This is a genomic window from Pseudodesulfovibrio halophilus DSM 5663 (assembly GCF_059568665.1).
The window spans coordinates 24,796-42,204 of record NZ_JCANTV010000010.1 but is presented as its reverse complement, the minus strand read 5'-3'; the positions used below and the strand labels follow the sequence as shown (position 1 = coordinate 42,204).

Here is a 17,409-nt window from a genome sequence, read left to right as displayed (position 1 = left end):
CGAAGGGTCGAGCCTCCGCAGCTCCTACTCGAAGCGGTAGGCCGCGATGATGGAGACCGGGTCAACCGGCACGTCGTCGAACCCCTGAAAGGAACGCGTCTTGGATTTGGCGATCTTCGTCACCGCATCCATTCCATCCACCACCTGACCGAACACGCAGTAGCCGAAGCCCTCGTCGGAGTCGTCCCTGTAGTCGATGTCCGAGTTGTCGGCCACGTTGATGAAAAACTGGGCCCGGGCGCTGTGCGCCTCGGGTTCGCGGGCCATGGCGAGGGAGCCTTCCACGTTGGAGAGACCGTTGTTCGCCTCGTTTGCGATAGCCTCGCGCGCGGGCTTCTCCTCCATGGAGAACGTCAGACCGCCGCCCTGAATCATGAATCCCTTGATGACCCGGTGGAAGAGCGTTCCGTCGTAGAACCCTTCGTCCACGTATTCGAGGAAATTGCGGACGCTCTCGGGCGCTTTGTCGGGATACAGTTCAACGAGTATTTCCCCTGCGGGGGTCTCAAGCAGGACAAGCGGATTTTCCATTTCTTCATCTCCTGGCGAACGGCAGCTGGCTGCCCCTCCTTGCATTGTTTTCGGGAGGCGCAAGATACCCGCACATCCGCGAAACGGCAAGCCTCCCGAGGCAACCATTCCCTACCCCGGGTGTATATATTTTATCGTGGCCTTTCAGGAGCGAAACGGGTACGATTTCCGGCTCAAACGCAAGAAAACGGAGGAACCGTATGGCCGAAAAAGGCAATTCCAAGACCATTATCGTGGCGGTCCTCGCCTTTCTCGCCGGGGCGTTCGTGAGCAACGCGGTCACTGTCATGACCATGAGTTCCGGCTCGGGCGGCAGCGCCCATCAGGCGCAGGCACCGGCACAGATGCCCACGCAGGCTCCGACGCAGGATCAGTCCGGCAAGCTCGTGCAGGCGGTGGAGAACCACCCCGAGGACCCGCGCGCATGGACCGCGTTGGGCAATCACTACTTCGACCACGACCGCCCTGCAAAGGCGGTGGAGGCGTATGAAAAGGCGCTGGAACTGGACCCGTCCAAACCCGGCGTGTGGTCGGACCTCGGCGTGATGTATCGCCGCACCGGCAAACCGGAAAAGGCCATCGAGGCCTTCGACAAGGCCATGGAGCTGGACCCGGTACACATTACCCCGCTGTTCAACAAGGGCATCGTCCTGTTCTATGATCTGGAGAACGCACAGGAAGCGGCCAAGACATGGCGCCGCGTTCTGGAGATCGACCCGGACGCCAAGGCACCCAACGGGATGCCCGTGCGGGAGTTCATCAAGATGGCGCTGGAAAAACAGTAAGGACGCACACGGCAACCAACAAAGCGGGCGGAGCTCTCTCCGTCCGCTTTTTTATTGGCAGAAAATCGACAGAGCGACCGGATCAGATGGAAACACCACGTCGCAGAACCCATGCCACCAACAGCCCCACCCCGAAGGCCCACGCCAGATTGAAGGCCAGCGCCACGCCCACCATCACCAGAATCACGAACAGCTCATCCCGCTGGCGCATGTCCAGTATGGTCAACCCCAGCTGTGCCCCGGCAAAGATCAGCAGTACGCCGAGCGCGGCCATGGGCAGCAGGTGCAGGATGTTCAGGATGCCCGTCCCGAAGAGAATCGCCAAAGCAAGAAAAATGGCGCCGATGATGACGTTCGACCCGCCGGTGCGGGCGCCGAAGCGATAATGCGCCGCCAGCCCTCCGGCCCCGTGACACAGAGGCATGCCGCCTAACAGCGCGCCTACGGCGTTGGCGATGCCCATGGTCACGCACAGCGCGCGGTCGGTGACCCTCCTGCTGTTCTCGCCGAAATATTCAAGGCTCAGGTCGCGGTTGGCGATGACGGCGTTGCCCACCGTCATGGGCAGCTGCGGCAATACGAGGGTGAACAGGGCCAGCGTGAAATCCGCACCGGAGGGAAATCCGAACGGCAGCAGCGGCGGCGGGTTGAATCCGGTGGAGAGTTTGCCCAGCCCGGAAGCGGCACCGAGCAGCAGTCCGCACAGGGCGCCTGCGGCGACCACCACGAGCCCGGCGGGATACCGCTTGTTGTCCAGAAGCAGCAGCGCGGCGACGCCGAGGAGTCCCCCTATGATGATGCCCACGGGGACGGGGCCGACCATCTGGAAGGCGAGAAACGGTTCCGCCATGCCCTGCCCCTGCTGAAACGGGGACGTCCCGGCTATGAAGCCCGCCCCTTTGGACATGAGCAGGATACCTGTTGAGAGCTGCACGCCGCGTATGACGGGTTTGGGAATCATCCGGGCCACGTTGTCCACGAGCCCGGTCAGGCCCAGAAAAAGCAGGCAGGCGGCCATGAGCCAGCCGGAGGCCATTATCTGCGCCTGCGAGGCGGCAGTGACGATGGCGTAGGCGCTGATCACCTTCATTGGCTGCACGGCGATGGGCACGCGGTAGTAGCTGCCGCCGAGCACATAGAGCAGCCCCACGGTGACGAAGAGGCCCACAGGGTCCAGCCCGTTGACCATTATCATGCCCATGGCCAGCGGGAGCAGGGTTCCCAGATCGCCGAGCGATCCGGCGAATTCCACCCGGTTGAATCGGAACTCCTTCACCGCGTCCTCCTTGGTTGCCGGTCACGATAGGTGATTTCCGCCCCTCCTGACAAGGGCATCCCGCCGGATTCACGACACCTTCCTTGCCTTCTTCCGCGCCATGGATGTTGACAGCCGCGCTCCGGGCGGGCAACTATCCGTCAACGGAATCAAGAAGACGAGGAACACAATGGAAAAGAAACCCATCGGCCAACGCGACATGAAGCGCTACCAGCTTCAGGCGGGCAGCATCATCGAGACGCTGCCGTTCATCCGCGAATTCTACAAGCAGACCGTGGTCATCAAGTACGGCGGCAACGCCATGATCGACGAAGACCTCAAGCGCGCCTTCGCGCTGAACGTGGTGCTGCTCAAGTTCATCGGCGTCAACCCGGTCATCGTGCACGGCGGCGGTCCCCAGATCGGCGAAATGCTCGAGGCCCTGAAGATTCCGACAGTATTTCGACAGGGCTATCGCGTCACCGACGACGCCACCATGGACGTGGTCGAGATGGTGCTCGTTGGCAAGGTCAACAAGCAGATCGTCAACCTGCTGAACATGCACGGCGGCAAGGCCGTGGGCCTGTCCGGCAAGGACGGCATGCTCATCCGCGCCGAACCCAAGGAGCTGGCCATCGAAAGCGACGACGAGACCGCCCCCGAGATCATCGACCTCGGCAAGGTCGGCGAGGTGGCCGACGTGAACGTGGACGTCATCCGCTCCATGGAGCAGTCCGGTTTCATCCCCGTCATCGCGCCCGTGGGCGTGGATGAGGAGGGCAACACCTACAACATCAACGCGGACTCGGTGGCCGGCGCCGTGGCCGCCAAGCTCGGCGCCAAGCGGCTGCATCTGCTTACCGACGTCCCCGGCCTGCTGGACAAGGACGGCGAGCTCATCACCTCCATGACCCGCACCGAGGCGTTCGGCGTCATCGAGGACGGCACCGCCAAGGGCGGCATGATCCCCAAGATCAAGTGCTGCCTCGAAGCCCTGCCCGAGGTGGAAAAGGCCCACATCATCGACGGCCGCGTGGAAAACTGCGTACTGCTGGAGATGTTCACCAAGTCCGGCATCGGCACGGAAATCACGCCCGACTAGCTTCCTCCTCAACCCGTAAAAAAAACGCCCGCCGGAGTCATCCGACGGGCGTTTTCGTTTATTCGCGAATCGCGTTCTAGGCCTTGCTCCCCACCTTCTCCATCTTGATGAAGAACATGAGCAGCGCCGGTATCACGAACACCGTGAAGATGGTGGACAGGGCCAGCCCGCCGAGCACCACCGACCCAAGCCCGCGGTACAGCTCCGAACCGGGGCCGGGAGCCACGGCCAGCGGGAGCATACCGAAGATGGACGTGGACGCCGACATGTAGATGGGCCGCAGCCGCGTTCGGGTGGCCTCCAGCACCGCCTCCAGATGCTCCATGCCGTGCTCGCGCACGTTGTTGAGCGACTGGTGCACGATAAGGATCGCGTTGTTGACAACGACCCCCACGAGGATGACGAAGCCCAGCATGGTCAGGATGTCCAATGGCTGCTGGGCGATGAACAGGTTTTCCAGTTTGAGCCCGAGGAAACCGCCCGCACCGGCCAGCGGCACGGTGAACAGGATGATGAAGGGATAGATGAAGTTCTCGAACAGAGCGGCCATCAGCAGGTACGTGATGAACAGCGCGAGGATGAAGTTCCACTGCAGCGCGTCGCGCGTCACGGTGAGCTTGTCGGCTGCTCCGGACAGGCGGACCTTGAGTCCTTCGAGAAGGCCCATGCCCTTCACCGCCGGGACCAGCTTGTTCTGGATGGTCTCCATGGCTTCCTGAAGCGGCATGTTCTCGGGCGGCGTCACCTGCAGGGTGATGGTGCGCCTGCGCTCAAGGTGGCGGATCTGGTTCAGGCTGTAAGTCCGTTCGACCTTCGCCAGCGAGTCGAGCGGCACGGCGCCGCCGTTGGGCGTTGCGATGAGCGCGCGCTCCAGGTCCTCGGGCGTCCGCACCAGCTCGTCGGCGCCCTTGAGCACCAGATCGATCTTCTTCTTACCGGCGGCCTTGTAGTCGCCTATCTTGCGCCCGTCGAGGATCACATCCACGGCCTCGCCCAGATCCCGGGCGGTGAGCCCGGCGGCCCGCACGCGGTCACGCATTGGGTTGAACCGAACCTCCGGGTACAGTAGCTCCAGCGAGGGTATGGGACGCACCTGTGCGCCGGGGATTTCCTTCATGGCCATGCCGAACATGGTCCCCGCGGCCGCGACAATCCGCTCGAGGCTGGTGCCGCTGATGTCCACGGAGATATTGCGGCCCTCGCCGAGCCCCTGCTCGAAGATGCTCGCCTGAAGCGATACGCCGTACACGCCGGGCATGGAATTGAGCACCCGCGAGAACATGGGGATCAGCTCCCCTGCGCGCTGTTCCTGCTCGGCGATGACGCCGAAGAGGTTGATGGTGGGCGCCGAGACGTAGAACATATCCTTTATCTGCGGCAGACCGTCCACCTGCTCCTTGAAGTGGGGCGCGGTCATGTCGAACACGTTGCGCCCCATCTCCTCCCGCTCGCCGTAGGAAAGCCCCGGAGGCGGAATGAGAATGTTCAGGATGAGGTTCCGGTTGCCCTGCGGCAGATACTCCATCTTGGGGAAGAAGGCCCAGACGATGAGCACCGAGGCCAGAGTCAGGGACAGGATGGTGACCACCCGCCCCTTCCATGTGGCAATGCCGACACGCAACAGGGCCATCACCATGTCCGAGATGCGACCGCCCAGCGCGGTCACCGGCTTCATGACGCGCTTGAGGAACTTTTCCCTTTCCGGCTCATCGCCACCCTTCGCCCGCTTGGCCTGGCGCTTGGCAGCGAAGGAATACAGACGGTTGGCGAGCATGGGGATCACCAGCACGGAGACGAACAGCGAGAGGATGATGGCGCAGGTGACGGCGATGGCGATGTCCTTGAACAGCTGCCCCGCCTCCTGCTCCATGAAGACCACGGGCAGGAAGACCGCCACGGTGGTCAGGGTGGAGGCAAGCACCGCCCCCCACACTTCGCTGGCCCCGTCATAGGCCGCCTTGAAGGCCGACTTGCCCATGTTCCGGTGCCGGTCGATGTTCTCCAGAACCACGATGGCACTGTCCACCAGCATCCCCACCGCGAACGATATGCCCGCCATTGATACCACGTTCAGACTTCGTCCCGCTATGCCGAATATGATGAACGAGCCGATGATGGATATAGGGATGGCGACCGCGACGATGATTGTCGCGGTTCCGCTCTGCAGGAAGATCATCAGCACGGCGATGGCGAGCAGGCCGCCGATGATGATGTTTCGCTGGACGAGGTCGATGGCGCCGTTGATGTAGGAGCGCTGGTCATAGACCCAGTCGAAGGCGACCTGATTGTCCTTCATTATCCCCGCGTTGAGTTCCTGCACCACGTCATGAACGCGGTCCGTCAGCTCGAGTACGTTGCTGCCCGGCTGTGGCTCCACGCCGATGGCCACGCCAGTCTCGTCGTTATGCAGCATGACCACGGTGCCCTTCTCGTGGCCGAGTTCGACGTCGGCCACGTCGCGAAGCTGCACGCGAAACTGCCCGGAGGAGCTGATCACCGTGTCGAGCAGCTTCTGCGGCGTATTGAGGTCGGCCGGGGTACGCACGCGATAGTCTCGCCGTCCCAGACCGAGGGTACCCGCGGACATGGAGACGTTGGCGGACTGGAGCGCGGCCTTGAGTTCGCCGATGGTCAGGTTGTACGCGGCCAGCTTCACCGGATCCACGATCACCTGCATCTCGTCCTCGCGTCCGCCGCCCATGAACAGGTCGGACACGCCCTCGACGCGCTCTATGTACTGGCGCACCTCGTCTTCGAAAAAGGTGCGGTACGTCTGCGGATCCCGGTCGTTGCCCGGCAGCGTGCGCAGAATCATCCAGATGACCGGCGAGGCCGAGGCGCCCGAGGCGGAGATGATCGGCTTGTCCACGGCGTCGGGATAGTTCGGCACCTCGTCGAGCTTGTTGGACACGCGCAGGAGCGCACCGTTGACCTCGGTCCCGATCTCGAATTTCAGCGTCAGTTCGCCCATCCCGTTGGAGCAGGTGGATTCCATCTCCACGAGGCCGGGCACGCCCTTGAGCACCTTTTCCTGCTCTTCGATGATGTCGCGCTCGATTTCATACGGCGTGGCACCCTGCCAGGTGGTGGTGATGGAAATCTCCGGCTCGCTCACGTTCGGCGAGAGCTGGTACGGCAGGCCGATGAGAGCGAGCGACCCGAAAAGCAGGATCAGTATGACGGCCACCAGAACCGCGACCGGCTTGGTGATAGCCGTTTTGACGATATCCATTGCGCCCCCTACTGTTCCTTGCCGCCCTGAACGGGCCGCACCGGCTGTCCGGGACGCAGGCGTTCATTGCCCTTGACCACCACGGGCATGCCTTCCTTGAGCCCCTCGGCGACCACCCCGGCCTCAAGGCCGCGGAATCCGGTGACCCGAACGGGGATCGGCGTGGCCTTGCCGTCCGCGATGGTCCAGACGACCATCTGACCGCGGGAGGAGATAACCGCGTCGCGGGGGACGATCAGCGTCTCGCCGGGAGCGGAAGAAGGCAGAGAGACCCGAGCCTCCATCCCTTCGGCCAGCCAGCCGGGACTCTTGACCCGAATCTTGACCGGGAAGGTGCGAGTGGAGACGTCTCCCTTGGGGATGATGGCGTAAACCCGTCCATCGAGTTCACGTTCGTTCACGCGCACGGTCACTTCAAGCCCCTCCTGCACCACTCCGGCGGCGCGGGCGGGGATGTTGCACTCCACGTCGAACTCGTCGTCGCGCCCCATGACCAGCACCACGGAGCCTGTGGAGACCCATTCGCCGCGGCTGACGTTTCGCTGCACTACGACGCCGTCATAGGGAGCGCGGATGGTTTTCTTGCGGCGCTCAAGTTCGAGACGATTCAGCACGGCGCGCGCCGCCACCATCTTCATCTCGGCCGACTCCGCGCCGAGACGCTTGGCGTCATATTCGCCCTCGGCAACGGACTTGCTGTCGAAGAGCTTGGTCACGCGCTCGCCCTCAAGGCGCGCATTTTCATACTCGGCCTGCGCCTGATTCAAGAGCGCACGCGCGTTGGCGACCTTGCGGTCGATGATGTCGGTGGAAAGCTGCACGAGCACGTCGCCCTTCTTCACTCTGGAGCCGTGGTTCACCGGGATGTCCACGACCTTGCCGGCCACTTCCGCCGCCACATCGGACTGTTCGGTGAAATAGACGGTGCCGATGTATTCGGTACGCGGCGCCACCTTGCCCTGAGTCACCTCGCCGACGACCACCGGCGCGGGCGGGCGGCCGCCTTTCTTGTCCTGAGCCTGCGCCGCCACGCTCCCCGTCACGAGAAACGCCAGCACGGCCAGTGCGAAAATCATATTACGCATGTCGCTTATCCTTCCTGTTTTTCAGGTTCCCGAACGGTTTGAAGACTGACAGCCACACCATCAGCAGCAGGACGCCCACCTGCACCGTTCCCCATTGAAAATTCAGTGTCTGATTGCGGAGGTACTGCGCATTCGTCAGTGCATCGGCGCCCATCACGCCCGTCAGCTCCATCATGGCGGTCTCCCATGGGCCGAGATAATACGTCCCGAAAAGAATGGCGCCCACGGTGAGTATCCACTTGGCGACAATCCAGCCGTGACGCAGGAAGCCCCACTCGGTCAGCAGCGAGTAGGCCAGCCCGGTAAGCAGGCAGCCGAACGCCCCCGGCACGACCACCACCGCCATGTCCACCTGATGCGCGGCCCGGTTGATGCCGTGCACCACCGCGCCGTCAAGCAGTCCATGCTTGAGAAACCACAGCGAAAGCAGCGAGACCGCCCCGCCGATCCAGCACGCCGCGGCGGCCAGATGCAGGACCTTCAGCCATTTTCGGCCGGTCGTCGGCAGCCTCATTCATCCTCCTCTTCACCGGGCGGCTCCTGAGAGCAGGCCACGGCGGGGTCGGGATGTCCCAGAAGATTCTCCAGCACCTTGTGCATCACTTCCTTTGCCGAGGCCAGCCTTTCCGGCGCGATGCCCTCTTCCACGACATCGTTGACCTCATGCATGAGGACTATGGTTCTTTCAACAAGTTCGCGTCCGGCGTCGGTGATGAAGAGCCGCTTGAGCCTTCTGTCCTGCGGGTCTGACTCGCGGCGCACGTAGCCATGCCGCTCCAGTCCCGCCACCAGACGGCTGATGCCGGTCTTCTCCTGCATGAGCACTTCGCCGATGCGCCCCTGCGGCAGTCCGTCCACCTTGTTCAGCGGCATCAGCACCCGCCACTGTTCCACGGTGACGTTGATCCCGTTCTCCGCAAACTTGGCGGCAAGGGCATTGGATATGACGCGACTTGTCTTATAACTGAGATAGCCTAGGGAGTCCCTCGCTTTGAGCATGTCGGTTTTCATGGCAGCCGTTGTATGCGCAACCAACAGCACCCGTCAAGGTGAAATATGTCTGTCCGGGTTGCAATATCGGACCGTTGGGCATAGTGTTTCGGCCATGGAACGTTTCACCGCCGACCTGCACATTCATTCGCGTTTTTCGAGGGCCACCAGCAAGAATCTGACCATACGGACGCTTGCCGCATGGGGCCGTGTCAAGGGCCTGAACGTCCTCGGAACCGGCGACTTCACCCATCCCGGATGGCTGGAGGAGATCGAGGAGAACCTTGTGGACGACGGTTCCGGGTTGCTGACCCTCAAGGATCCGCAGGGACTCGAGGACATCGTCCCCGGAACCCAGGGGCCGCTGGCCGGGACCACCCGCTTCATGCTTCAGGCGGAGATAAGTTCCATATACAAACGCGGCGGCAAGACCCGCAAAGTCCACAACCTCGTCTACATGCCGGACATCGAGTCCGTGAAGCGCTTCAACGAAAAGCTCGACGCCATCGGCAACATCGAATCCGACGGGCGCCCCATCCTCGGGCTTGACTCCCGCGACCTGCTGGACCTCGTCCTGAACACCAGCCCCATGGGCTTCGTGGTTCCCGCCCACATCTGGACCCCGTGGTTCTCCATCTTCGGCTCCAAGTCCGGCTTCGACTCCATAGCCGAGTGCTTCGGCGAATACTCCCGCGAGATATTCGCCATGGAAACCGGTCTGTCTTCAGACCCGGAAATGAACTGGACCTGGAGCGAGCTGGACCGCGTGCGGCTCGTATCCAACTCGGATGCGCACTCCGGTGAAAAACTGGGGCGCGAGGCCAACCTCTTCCGCGCCGAGATGTCCTACGAAGGCATCTACCGCGCGCTCAAGGGCGAGGGCCTCGGCAACAAATTTCTCGGCACCGTGGAGTTCTTCCCCGAGGAAGGCAAATACCACATGGACGGCCACCGCAAGTGCGGAGTGGTCATGGACCCGCGGGAATCCGAATCGCGCGGGGGCCTCTGCCCTGTCTGCGGCAAGCCGGTCACGCGCGGCGTCTACGCTCGGGTACTCGAACTGGCGGATCGTCAGGAACCGGTGCAGCCCGCCAACCAGCCCGGCTACACCTCGCTCATCCCGCTCAAGGAAGTGCTCAGCGAGGTCGTCGGCGTGGGCCCCGGCTCCAAAAAGGTGCACAAGGCCTACATGGACCTCATCGCGGAGTTCGGCTCCGAGCTGAACGTGCTGCAGCGCGTGCCCGAAGAAGAGCTCAAGCGCTTCGGCTGCCCGCTGGCAGAGGGCATCGGGCGCATGCGCGAAGGCCGGGTCATCCGCACACCGGGTTACGATGGCGAGTTCGGCGTCATAAGCGTCTTCACCCAGCAGGAACGCGACCAGATCCGCAACGGCGCAACGCTGGTGGACATCCCCCGCCCCGCAAAGGGCGAAGAGGCCGAGGCCGTGTGCGTCTCCCCGTCCGTGCCGGCGGCAGCCGCCGCAGCTGAACCGGAGACCATCACCTATAACAAGGCACAGCAGAAAGCCATCAAGGCCGGGCCCGACCCGACGCTGGTGCTCGCCGGTCCGGGAACTGGCAAGACCCAGACTCTCATGGGCCGCGTCAACCGCCTGCTCGACGAGGGCGAACGCGCCAGACGCATCCTGTGCCTGACCTTCACCCGTCGCGCCGCTCAGGAGCTCCGCGACAGGTTGAAGCGCGAACGCACGGATGATGAACAGCCGCAGGCCGGGACCCTGCACTCTCTCTGCTTCGACTACTGGAAGCACGCCTACTCAGAAACCCCGGTCATCCTGCCCGAAGACGCGGCCATCAAGCTGTTCCACGAGGTAAACCCGGATATTTCCAAAAAGCACCTCAAGCACTACTGGAACAAGTACAATCTTTCACGCGAGCGACTCGAACCGGTCCCGGACGATCTTTTCGACGCCCACATCAATTACGGCAACCAGAAGAATCACTGGAACCTGCTGGACCACACCGACCTGCTGGAATTCATGCTGGAGCAGACCGAGGCGCCCACCTTCCATCAGCCGTGGCAGCATGTGCTCGTGGATGAGGTGCAGGACCTCACCGCGTTGCAACTGGCAGTGATAAAGGGCATCGCCCCCGAATCCGGCAAGGGCGTTTTCTGCATCGGCGACCCGCGCCAGTCCATTTACGGATTCCGTGGCGCCACCGACAACGCCGAGGAGCAGCTCAGGCGCTTCTGGCCATCGCTGAAGACCATCACCCTCGAGGAAAACTACCGCTCGGGGCAGAGCGTACTCACCGCAGCCCAGCGCCTCTTCCCGGACGACGCGCCCATCCGCGCTGTCCGTGACCGGGAGACCGTCCTGCACGCGTTCGACGCGCCCGACGACACCCGCGAGGCCGCGTGGATCGCGGACCGCGCCAAGCAGCTCATCGGCGCCACCAGCCACACCCTCGCCGACGAGACCGGCCATGGCTCCATGGCACCCGGCGACATCGCCGTGCTGGTGCGCTTCAAAGCCCTCGTTCCGGTGCTCGAGTCCGCGCTCAAGCGGTTCGGACTGCCCGTGGCCACCCCCGAGACCGAACCGTTCTGGAACGACGAACGCTGCAAGATCATTCTGGACGCCGCCGGAAGTTTCCTCGGCATGACCATGATCGGCAGCGAGGAAGTGCTTGAGGTACCGGAACACATCCTTGCCAAGGGGCCGATCGGCCTCTCTGCCTATCTTGAGGAAGTGCCGCCCTTCGACCAGTTCTTCTGGGAGAGCAAGCCGTTCAAGCAGCTCAAGGCCGAATTCGACAGGCGCGGCGGCTGGGCCGGACTCGTCAACTGGGTCAGCCTGCAGAGCGAGACCGAACTCATCGGCAAATCCGCCGAAAAAGTTCAGATAATGACCATGCACGCGGCCAAGGGTCTGGAGTTCGATGCGGTATTCATCCCCGCGCTGGAAGAAGGCATCATGCCCTTCGCCGGACTGGACCTGCTGACGGCCAAGGTGACGCTCACTCCGGGAAGGGGGCAGTCGTTCGCCGAGGAACGCCGCCTGCTGTATGTCTCCATGACAAGGGCGAAGAGGATGCTTTTCATGAGCCGTGCCGAAAAACGGCACCTGTTCGGCAAGGAGCTCAACCTGCCGCCCTCCCGCTATCTCCGCGAAGTGCCTGCGGACATGTTCACCCACAGCACCATGACCGCCAAGAAGGTCACGAAGGAAAAGCAGATGAGCCTGCTCGGCTAGAACGGGAACATCAGCTTATACAGACAGGTTTCATAGACACGGCAGACCACGCGCGCCGCGCGGATATTCATACCGACCTGCCGCAGTCTGCAGAAGACGTGCAGGGGATTGAACGTGTGCTGTGCAATGTTTCGTATGGAGTTCATGGCCTCGCCCTCCGGACAGGGTTTCCGATGTCAACAGAATCAGCAATAGTCATGCCCCGAAAAGATAGTCTCCATTTTTCAACCGCTTGTTCCGACGAGCAGACCGCCGCACCTACGGAACGGGAAGAAACGTCCGGCAAATGCGGACATTTTTCGCGCATCCGTCGGGTTTTCGACACCGATGTGCGCATCGCCGCGCCCTCGTTCGTGATTCCCGACACCGTGGGAGGGAACTGCCGCTATCTGGAAGGCATGGTGGACGAGGTGAGCCTGACGTTTTTCGAAACCGAATCCTGTCTGGCTTACGACGAAAGCGACCTGCCCCCGGACCTGCCGGAACTTGAGCTGGAGTACAGCGTGCATCTTCCGCTGGACCTGCCATGGCAGGAGGGGGTTGAATCGGTGGCCGAAGCCGTCCTCGGACTCGCGCGCAAGGTTGACTATCTTCGCCCGACGGCCTATGTCCTACATCCCCCCGACGACGCCCGGAAACTCGGGCAACTCTCCCAACTTCTCGCAGACGGCGGTATCGCCACCGAAGCAGTGCTCATCGAGAACATCGAGGGCAACGACCTTTCGGCCTGCTGGGGGGAGATCGTCGAGAACGGCTACGGGGTGTGTCTGGACATCGGCCACCGCATCGCCTTCGCTCAGGACGGGCTGGAGACGCTTCCTGGCCTTTGGGATCGGGTCAGGATGCTGCATATTTACGGCCCCGGCCCGCGAGGCGAGCACGGCCCGCTGGACGGACTTGACGAAGAAGGCGCAGATATGTTGCGCCGATGGGTCGGGCTGCTTCCCAAGGACGGCAGCCTCGTGCTGGAGGTTTTCCGACAGCGGCAACTGACAGACTCGCTGCGCCGACTGCGCGAACTGCTCGACGATCGGGAGGACGGCGCATGATAACGCTGGTGCTTGGCGGAAACAAATCAGGCAAGTCCGATTACGCGCTGGAACTGTTGGAGCAGGCCCCCGGTCCAAAAGCCTTCGTGGCCACCGGAAAAGCGGGGGATCAGGAATTTCGAAGGCAGATAAACACCCACCGAAACGAGAGAAATCCTCTGATCGAGGTACTCGAGGTCGGGGGGGACTTGCCTCAAAGACTCAGACAAGCTAACACGGACTTTCGCTCCGTGCTTGCGGACAGTCTCGACTTCTGGCTCTTTGCATGCCGGGAGGACGGGACGGAAACGGAGGCCGTGCAGCAACTGCTGGACGCGCTTCAAAACTGGAGAGGAGCTGAGCTTATTCTGGTTTCATGCGAGGCCGGCCTCGGACCGTTGCCCATGTCGGGCGAAGTCCGTGCCTTCATACGAAGCCTCGGCGAACTCAACCGCCGGACGGCCCGCATCGCGGACCGCGTACACCTCGTGGCCGCGGGCCTGCCGCTCAAGCTCAAATAGGAACAGCATGGCTATTTTTCGCCAACTGGATGAACACGTCGAGAAACTACTCGCCATGTTCAAAAAGGACGACGCCTGGCTGATCGTCATCAACGCCGACCCGGACGCACTCGGGTCAGCACTGGCCCTCAGGCGCATCATGGCCCGAAAGGTGTCCCACGTGGGCATCGGCCAGATCAACGAGATCAAGCGGCCGGACAACCTGGCCATGATCCGCTACCTGCGCATCCCCACGCGCAAGCTCATTCCGAACCTCGCGGCCCAGTACGACAAGTTCGCACTGGTGGACTCCCAGCCGCACCACAACCCGGAATTCGAGCAGTTCGACTTTTCCGTGGTCATCGACCACCACCCCCTGCTCCGTGAAAAGAAACCCGAGGCCGACTTTGTGGACGTGCGTCCGAAGTACGGCTCCACCTGCACCATGCTCACCGAGTACCTGTACAACATGCGCATCCGACCCGCGAAGCTGCTGGCCACCGCGCTCATGTACGGTATCAAGAGCGACACCAGGAGCTTCGAGCGAGAATTCATCGACGCGGACATGGCGGCCTTCAAGTACCTGAACAAGTACGCCGACACCAAGCTCATGAACCGCATCAGCCGCAGCGAGTTCCACCTCGACTGGATGCGCTACTTCTCCCGCTCATTCTACAATCTCCGCCGCGTCGGGCAGGGGCTGTTCGCCCATGCCGGGAAAGTGGAGAACCCCGACATCCTCGTGATTGTGGCCGACTTCTTCACCAGAATCCACGGCGTTCCGTGGCTGGTCGTCTCCGGCGTCTACGACGGGAAGCTGGTCGTCATCTTCCGTGGCGACGGCATGCGTCGCGACATGGGCAAGATGGCCGGCAACCTCTTCGGCGAACTCGGCTCGGCCGGGGGGCACAAGGAGGCCGCGCGGGCGGAAGTGGATCTGGAAAACCTCGGCGACGAGGACCCCGAAATCTTCATGCTCAAAAAGCTCGGGAAGGGCAAACGGGGCGTGATCAAACGAATCTAGCCCTGAGACGGCACCATCATGTCCCTGATAGAACAATTGAATTTCGACAAGGAACCCGTCTTTCTCATTGACGGGACCGCCCTGCTGTACCGCTCGTTCTATGCCCGCTCCAACCTGAGCCGGTCCGACGGCTTTCCCACGGGCGCCATCAACACCACGCTGCGCACGGTGCTGAACCTTCTCAAGAAGGAAAAACCCACCTTCTGCGGGTTCATCATGGACGGCAAGGGGCCGAACTTCCGACACGAACTGTACGACCAGTACAAGGCCAACCGCCCCGCCATGCCCGAGGACCTCGCCGCACAGATCGAGCCGGTCCGCGAAGGCGTACAGATGCTGGGCCTCAAGCTGCTGGTCTCCGAAGGCGTGGAAGCCGACGACTGCATCGCCTCGCTGGCGGCACGCTACAAGGGCGGCCGACCCGTGGTGATCGTGGGCTCGGACAAGGACCTGAAGCAGTGCCTCGACGAGAACGTGGTCATCCTCAACCCTGCGGGCAAGCAGGAAAAGCTCATCACGCTGGAGAGCTTTCGGGAAGAGGAAGGCATGGAGCCCCACCAGTGGCCCGACTTTCAGGCACTCATCGGCGACTCTTCGGACAATATCCCCGGCATCCCCAAGGTGGGCCCGGTCACGGCCAAGAAGATCATGGCCGACTACCCCACGCTGGAAGACCTGCGCGACGGCTACGAAAACCTGCCGCCCAAGCTCAGGGAAAAAGTCGAGCCGGAACTCGAGAACATCTTCATGTACCGTGAACTCACGCGCATGAAGCTCGACTGCTGCATGGACAAGCTCGAAATCTTCGAGGTGCGTGACCCCGAGGCGGAGAAGCTGCGCGACTTTCTCATGAACTACGAGCTCAAATCGCTTGCAGCAAGCATCCCCGCGCCGGCGGCGTCATCCGGAAAGACGGTCCCGGCCGATCCCAAGCCATCCGGGGACAACGGGCAGAAGCAGCTTTCCCTCTTCGGCGAGGCCGTGGAAGAGAAAAAGGACCAGCCGCCGCTGGAGATGACAAAGACCGATGCGGACGGCCTCCCGTCGCTCAAGGACGGAGAGGTCGGCCTCTGCGTCACGCCGGACGGTTTTCGAGTCGGCTTCGAGAACCGGGAGTACCTGTGCACCTCCGAAGCCCCGGAGCTGGCCGGGAAAATCGGCCAGGCCAGACTCATCGCCACGCCGAGCCTTCAGGAGCTGCTTCGCGACCACGAGTGCTGGGAATCCATCCCCAGCTCGCAGTGGTACGACCTGAGCCTCGCCGCCTATCTGCTCGACCCCGAATCGCGGGGCTACGAGTGGGACCGCCTGAAACAGTCCCTGTTTTCCGGACAGGCCTTCAGCAATATCGGCGCAGACCTGCACCCCGACACAGACGGTCTGGCCGCGCTGGCCTACATGCACGGCGTGTCCCCGCAGATCGACAACGCCAAGCTCGGGCCGCTCATGCGCGATCTTGAGATCCCCCTGATTCCGGCGCTGGTGGAAATGGAAAAGGCCGGGGTCGCCATCGACCGCGAAGCCTTCGACGGCTTTCTCAACGAAGTCAGCCAGCAGCTCTCCGGCCTGACCCGCGACATCATCGACAAGGCGGGCGAGGAGTTCAATATCCGCTCCAGCCAGCAGCTCTCCGGCGTGCTCTTCGACAAGCTCGGGCTCAAGCCAGCGGGCAAGACTGCCGGCGGACAGTACTCCACTGCAAACACGGTGCTGGAAAAGATCCGGGACCAGCACCCCGTCGTGGACGATGTTCTGGAATACCGGATGCTCGAAAAGCTGCGCTCCACCTACCTCGAACCGCTTCCGAAGCTGGCGGGAGACGACGGACGCATCCACACGCATTTCAACCAGCTGGCCACGGCCACCGGCAGGCTCTCCAGTTCCCGGCCCAACCTGCAGAACATCCCCATTCGCGGCAGGTACGGCAAGCGCATGCGCGCATGCTTCACCGCCGAGGAGGGCAACCTGCTGGCAGCGGCCGACTATTCGCAGATCGAACTGCGCGTGCTGGCTCACTTCTCACAGGACCCGGCGCTGGTGGAGGCGTTCCGCGAAGATGCGGACATTCACACCGCCACGGCCGCTCTGCTCGCCGAGAAGACATCCTCGGACGTAACCGACTCGGAGCGCCGCAACGCCAAGACCGTCAACTTCGGCCTGATCTACGGAATGGGACCGCAGAAGCTCTCCCGCGAACTCGGCATCACCGTGAACGAAGCCAAGGAGTTCATCGAGCGATACTTTGAAAAACTCGCCACGCTCAAGGGCTTCTACGAGGGCATCATCGAGGACGCCACGGAGAAGGGTTTCGTCACCACGCTGGCGGGGCGCCGCAGGTTGCTTCCGGAACTGCACTCCCGCAACAATCAGGTGGTCTCGCAGGCCCGCAGGCAGGCGGTGAACACCGTGATTCAGGGCAGCGCCTCGGACGTGATCAAGATGGCCATGATAAAAGCCCGTGACGACAAGCAGCTGCGCGACCTTGGCGCCGTGCTCATCCTTCAGGTGCATGACGAACTCGTGGCGGAAGTACCCGAAAACCGGGCGCAGGAAGCAGGCGACCGCCTGCAGGAAGTCATGCAGTCCACGGTGGACCTGAGTGTGCCGCTGAAGGTGGACGTCGGCGTTGGCGTGAACTGGGCCGAGGCGCACTAACGCCG

The 17,409-nt window shown here is 62.5% G+C and carries 14 protein-coding genes; 7 read left to right on the top strand and 7 right to left on the bottom strand.

Going from position 1 to position 17,409, the window contains the following annotated elements:
* Positions 1 to 24: 24 nt before the first annotated feature.
* A complete protein-coding gene (locus BR24_RS07095; protein WP_496540802.1) occupies positions 25 to 531 on the bottom strand; it encodes a peptidylprolyl isomerase in 507 nt (168 codons plus the stop codon).
* Positions 532 to 731: 200 nt separating this feature from the next.
* Between BR24_RS07095 and BR24_RS07090 the strand changes: the two genes are divergently transcribed.
* Complete coding sequence (locus BR24_RS07090) at positions 732 to 1,316, top strand: tetratricopeptide repeat protein (protein WP_496540801.1); 585 nt, start codon at positions 732 to 734, stop codon at positions 1,314 to 1,316.
* An 82-nt stretch (positions 1,317 to 1,398) separates the two neighbouring features.
* Here the strand turns inward: BR24_RS07090 and BR24_RS07085 are convergent, their stop codons facing one another.
* On the bottom strand, positions 1,399 to 2,592 hold the full coding sequence (locus BR24_RS07085; RefSeq protein WP_496540800.1) for a putative sulfate/molybdate transporter: 1,194 nt from the start codon (positions 2,590 to 2,592) through the stop codon (positions 1,399 to 1,401).
* A gap of 169 nt (positions 2,593 to 2,761) precedes the next feature.
* Here BR24_RS07085 and argB point away from each other — a divergent pair, with 169 nt between their 5' ends.
* Complete coding sequence (argB, locus tag BR24_RS07080; protein WP_496540799.1) at positions 2,762 to 3,673, top strand: acetylglutamate kinase; 912 nt, start codon at positions 2,762 to 2,764, stop codon at positions 3,671 to 3,673.
* A 76-nt stretch (positions 3,674 to 3,749) separates the two neighbouring features.
* Here the strand turns inward: argB and BR24_RS07075 are convergent, their stop codons facing one another.
* Genes BR24_RS07075 through BR24_RS07060 form a run of 4 tightly spaced genes read right to left on the bottom strand, consistent with a single transcriptional unit; the run spans position 3,750 to position 9,001 of the window.
* Positions 3,750 to 6,905: an efflux RND transporter permease subunit gene (locus BR24_RS07075; RefSeq protein ID WP_496540798.1), complete on the bottom strand. Its 3,156-nt coding sequence runs from the start codon at positions 6,903 to 6,905 to the stop codon at positions 3,750 to 3,752.
* Positions 6,906 to 6,913: 8 nt separating this feature from the next.
* On the bottom strand, positions 6,914 to 7,990 hold the full coding sequence (locus BR24_RS07070) for an efflux RND transporter periplasmic adaptor subunit (RefSeq protein ID WP_496540797.1): 1,077 nt from the start codon (positions 7,988 to 7,990) through the stop codon (positions 6,914 to 6,916).
* Entirely contained in the window at positions 7,983 to 8,504 is a 522-nt protein-coding gene (locus BR24_RS07065; protein ID WP_496540796.1) for a hypothetical protein, read from the bottom strand. The genes BR24_RS07070 and BR24_RS07065 overlap by 8 nt, the downstream gene beginning before the upstream one ends.
* The gene (locus BR24_RS07060) at positions 8,501 to 9,001 is read right to left on the bottom strand and encodes a MarR family winged helix-turn-helix transcriptional regulator (RefSeq protein ID WP_496540795.1); all 501 of its coding nucleotides are present in this window, start codon (positions 8,999 to 9,001) and stop codon (positions 8,501 to 8,503) included. Before BR24_RS07060 ends, BR24_RS07065 begins: the two co-directional genes overlap by 4 nt.
* Before the next feature lie 94 nt (positions 9,002 to 9,095).
* Here BR24_RS07060 and BR24_RS07055 point away from each other — a divergent pair, with 94 nt between their 5' ends.
* Entirely contained in the window at positions 9,096 to 12,197 is a 3,102-nt protein-coding gene (locus tag BR24_RS07055; protein ID WP_496540794.1) for a UvrD-helicase domain-containing protein, read from the top strand.
* On the opposite strand, the gene BR24_RS07050 is transcribed toward BR24_RS07055, so the two are convergent.
* Positions 12,194 to 12,343: a hypothetical protein gene (locus tag BR24_RS07050; RefSeq protein WP_496540793.1), complete on the bottom strand. Its 150-nt coding sequence runs from the start codon at positions 12,341 to 12,343 to the stop codon at positions 12,194 to 12,196. The genes BR24_RS07055 and BR24_RS07050 overlap by 4 nt on opposite strands.
* 51 nt (positions 12,344 to 12,394) lie before the next feature.
* On the opposite strand from BR24_RS07050, the gene cbiR reads away from it, so the two are divergent.
* Genes cbiR through polA form a run of 4 tightly spaced genes read left to right on the top strand, consistent with a single transcriptional unit; the run spans position 12,395 to position 17,404 of the window.
* Positions 12,395 to 13,246: a cobamide remodeling phosphodiesterase CbiR gene (cbiR, locus tag BR24_RS07045; protein ID WP_496540792.1), complete on the top strand. Its 852-nt coding sequence runs from the start codon at positions 12,395 to 12,397 to the stop codon at positions 13,244 to 13,246.
* A complete protein-coding gene (locus BR24_RS07040; RefSeq protein ID WP_496540791.1) occupies positions 13,243 to 13,746 on the top strand; it encodes a bifunctional adenosylcobinamide kinase/adenosylcobinamide-phosphate guanylyltransferase in 504 nt (167 codons plus the stop codon). The genes cbiR and BR24_RS07040 overlap by 4 nt, the downstream gene beginning before the upstream one ends.
* Before the next feature lie 7 nt (positions 13,747 to 13,753).
* Positions 13,754 to 14,749: a DHH family phosphoesterase gene (locus BR24_RS07035; RefSeq protein ID WP_496540790.1), complete on the top strand. Its 996-nt coding sequence runs from the start codon at positions 13,754 to 13,756 to the stop codon at positions 14,747 to 14,749.
* A gap of 18 nt (positions 14,750 to 14,767) precedes the next feature.
* Entirely contained in the window at positions 14,768 to 17,404 is a 2,637-nt protein-coding gene (polA, locus tag BR24_RS07030) for a DNA polymerase I (RefSeq protein ID WP_496540789.1), read from the top strand.
* The last annotated feature ends 5 nt before the right edge of the window (positions 17,405 to 17,409 follow it).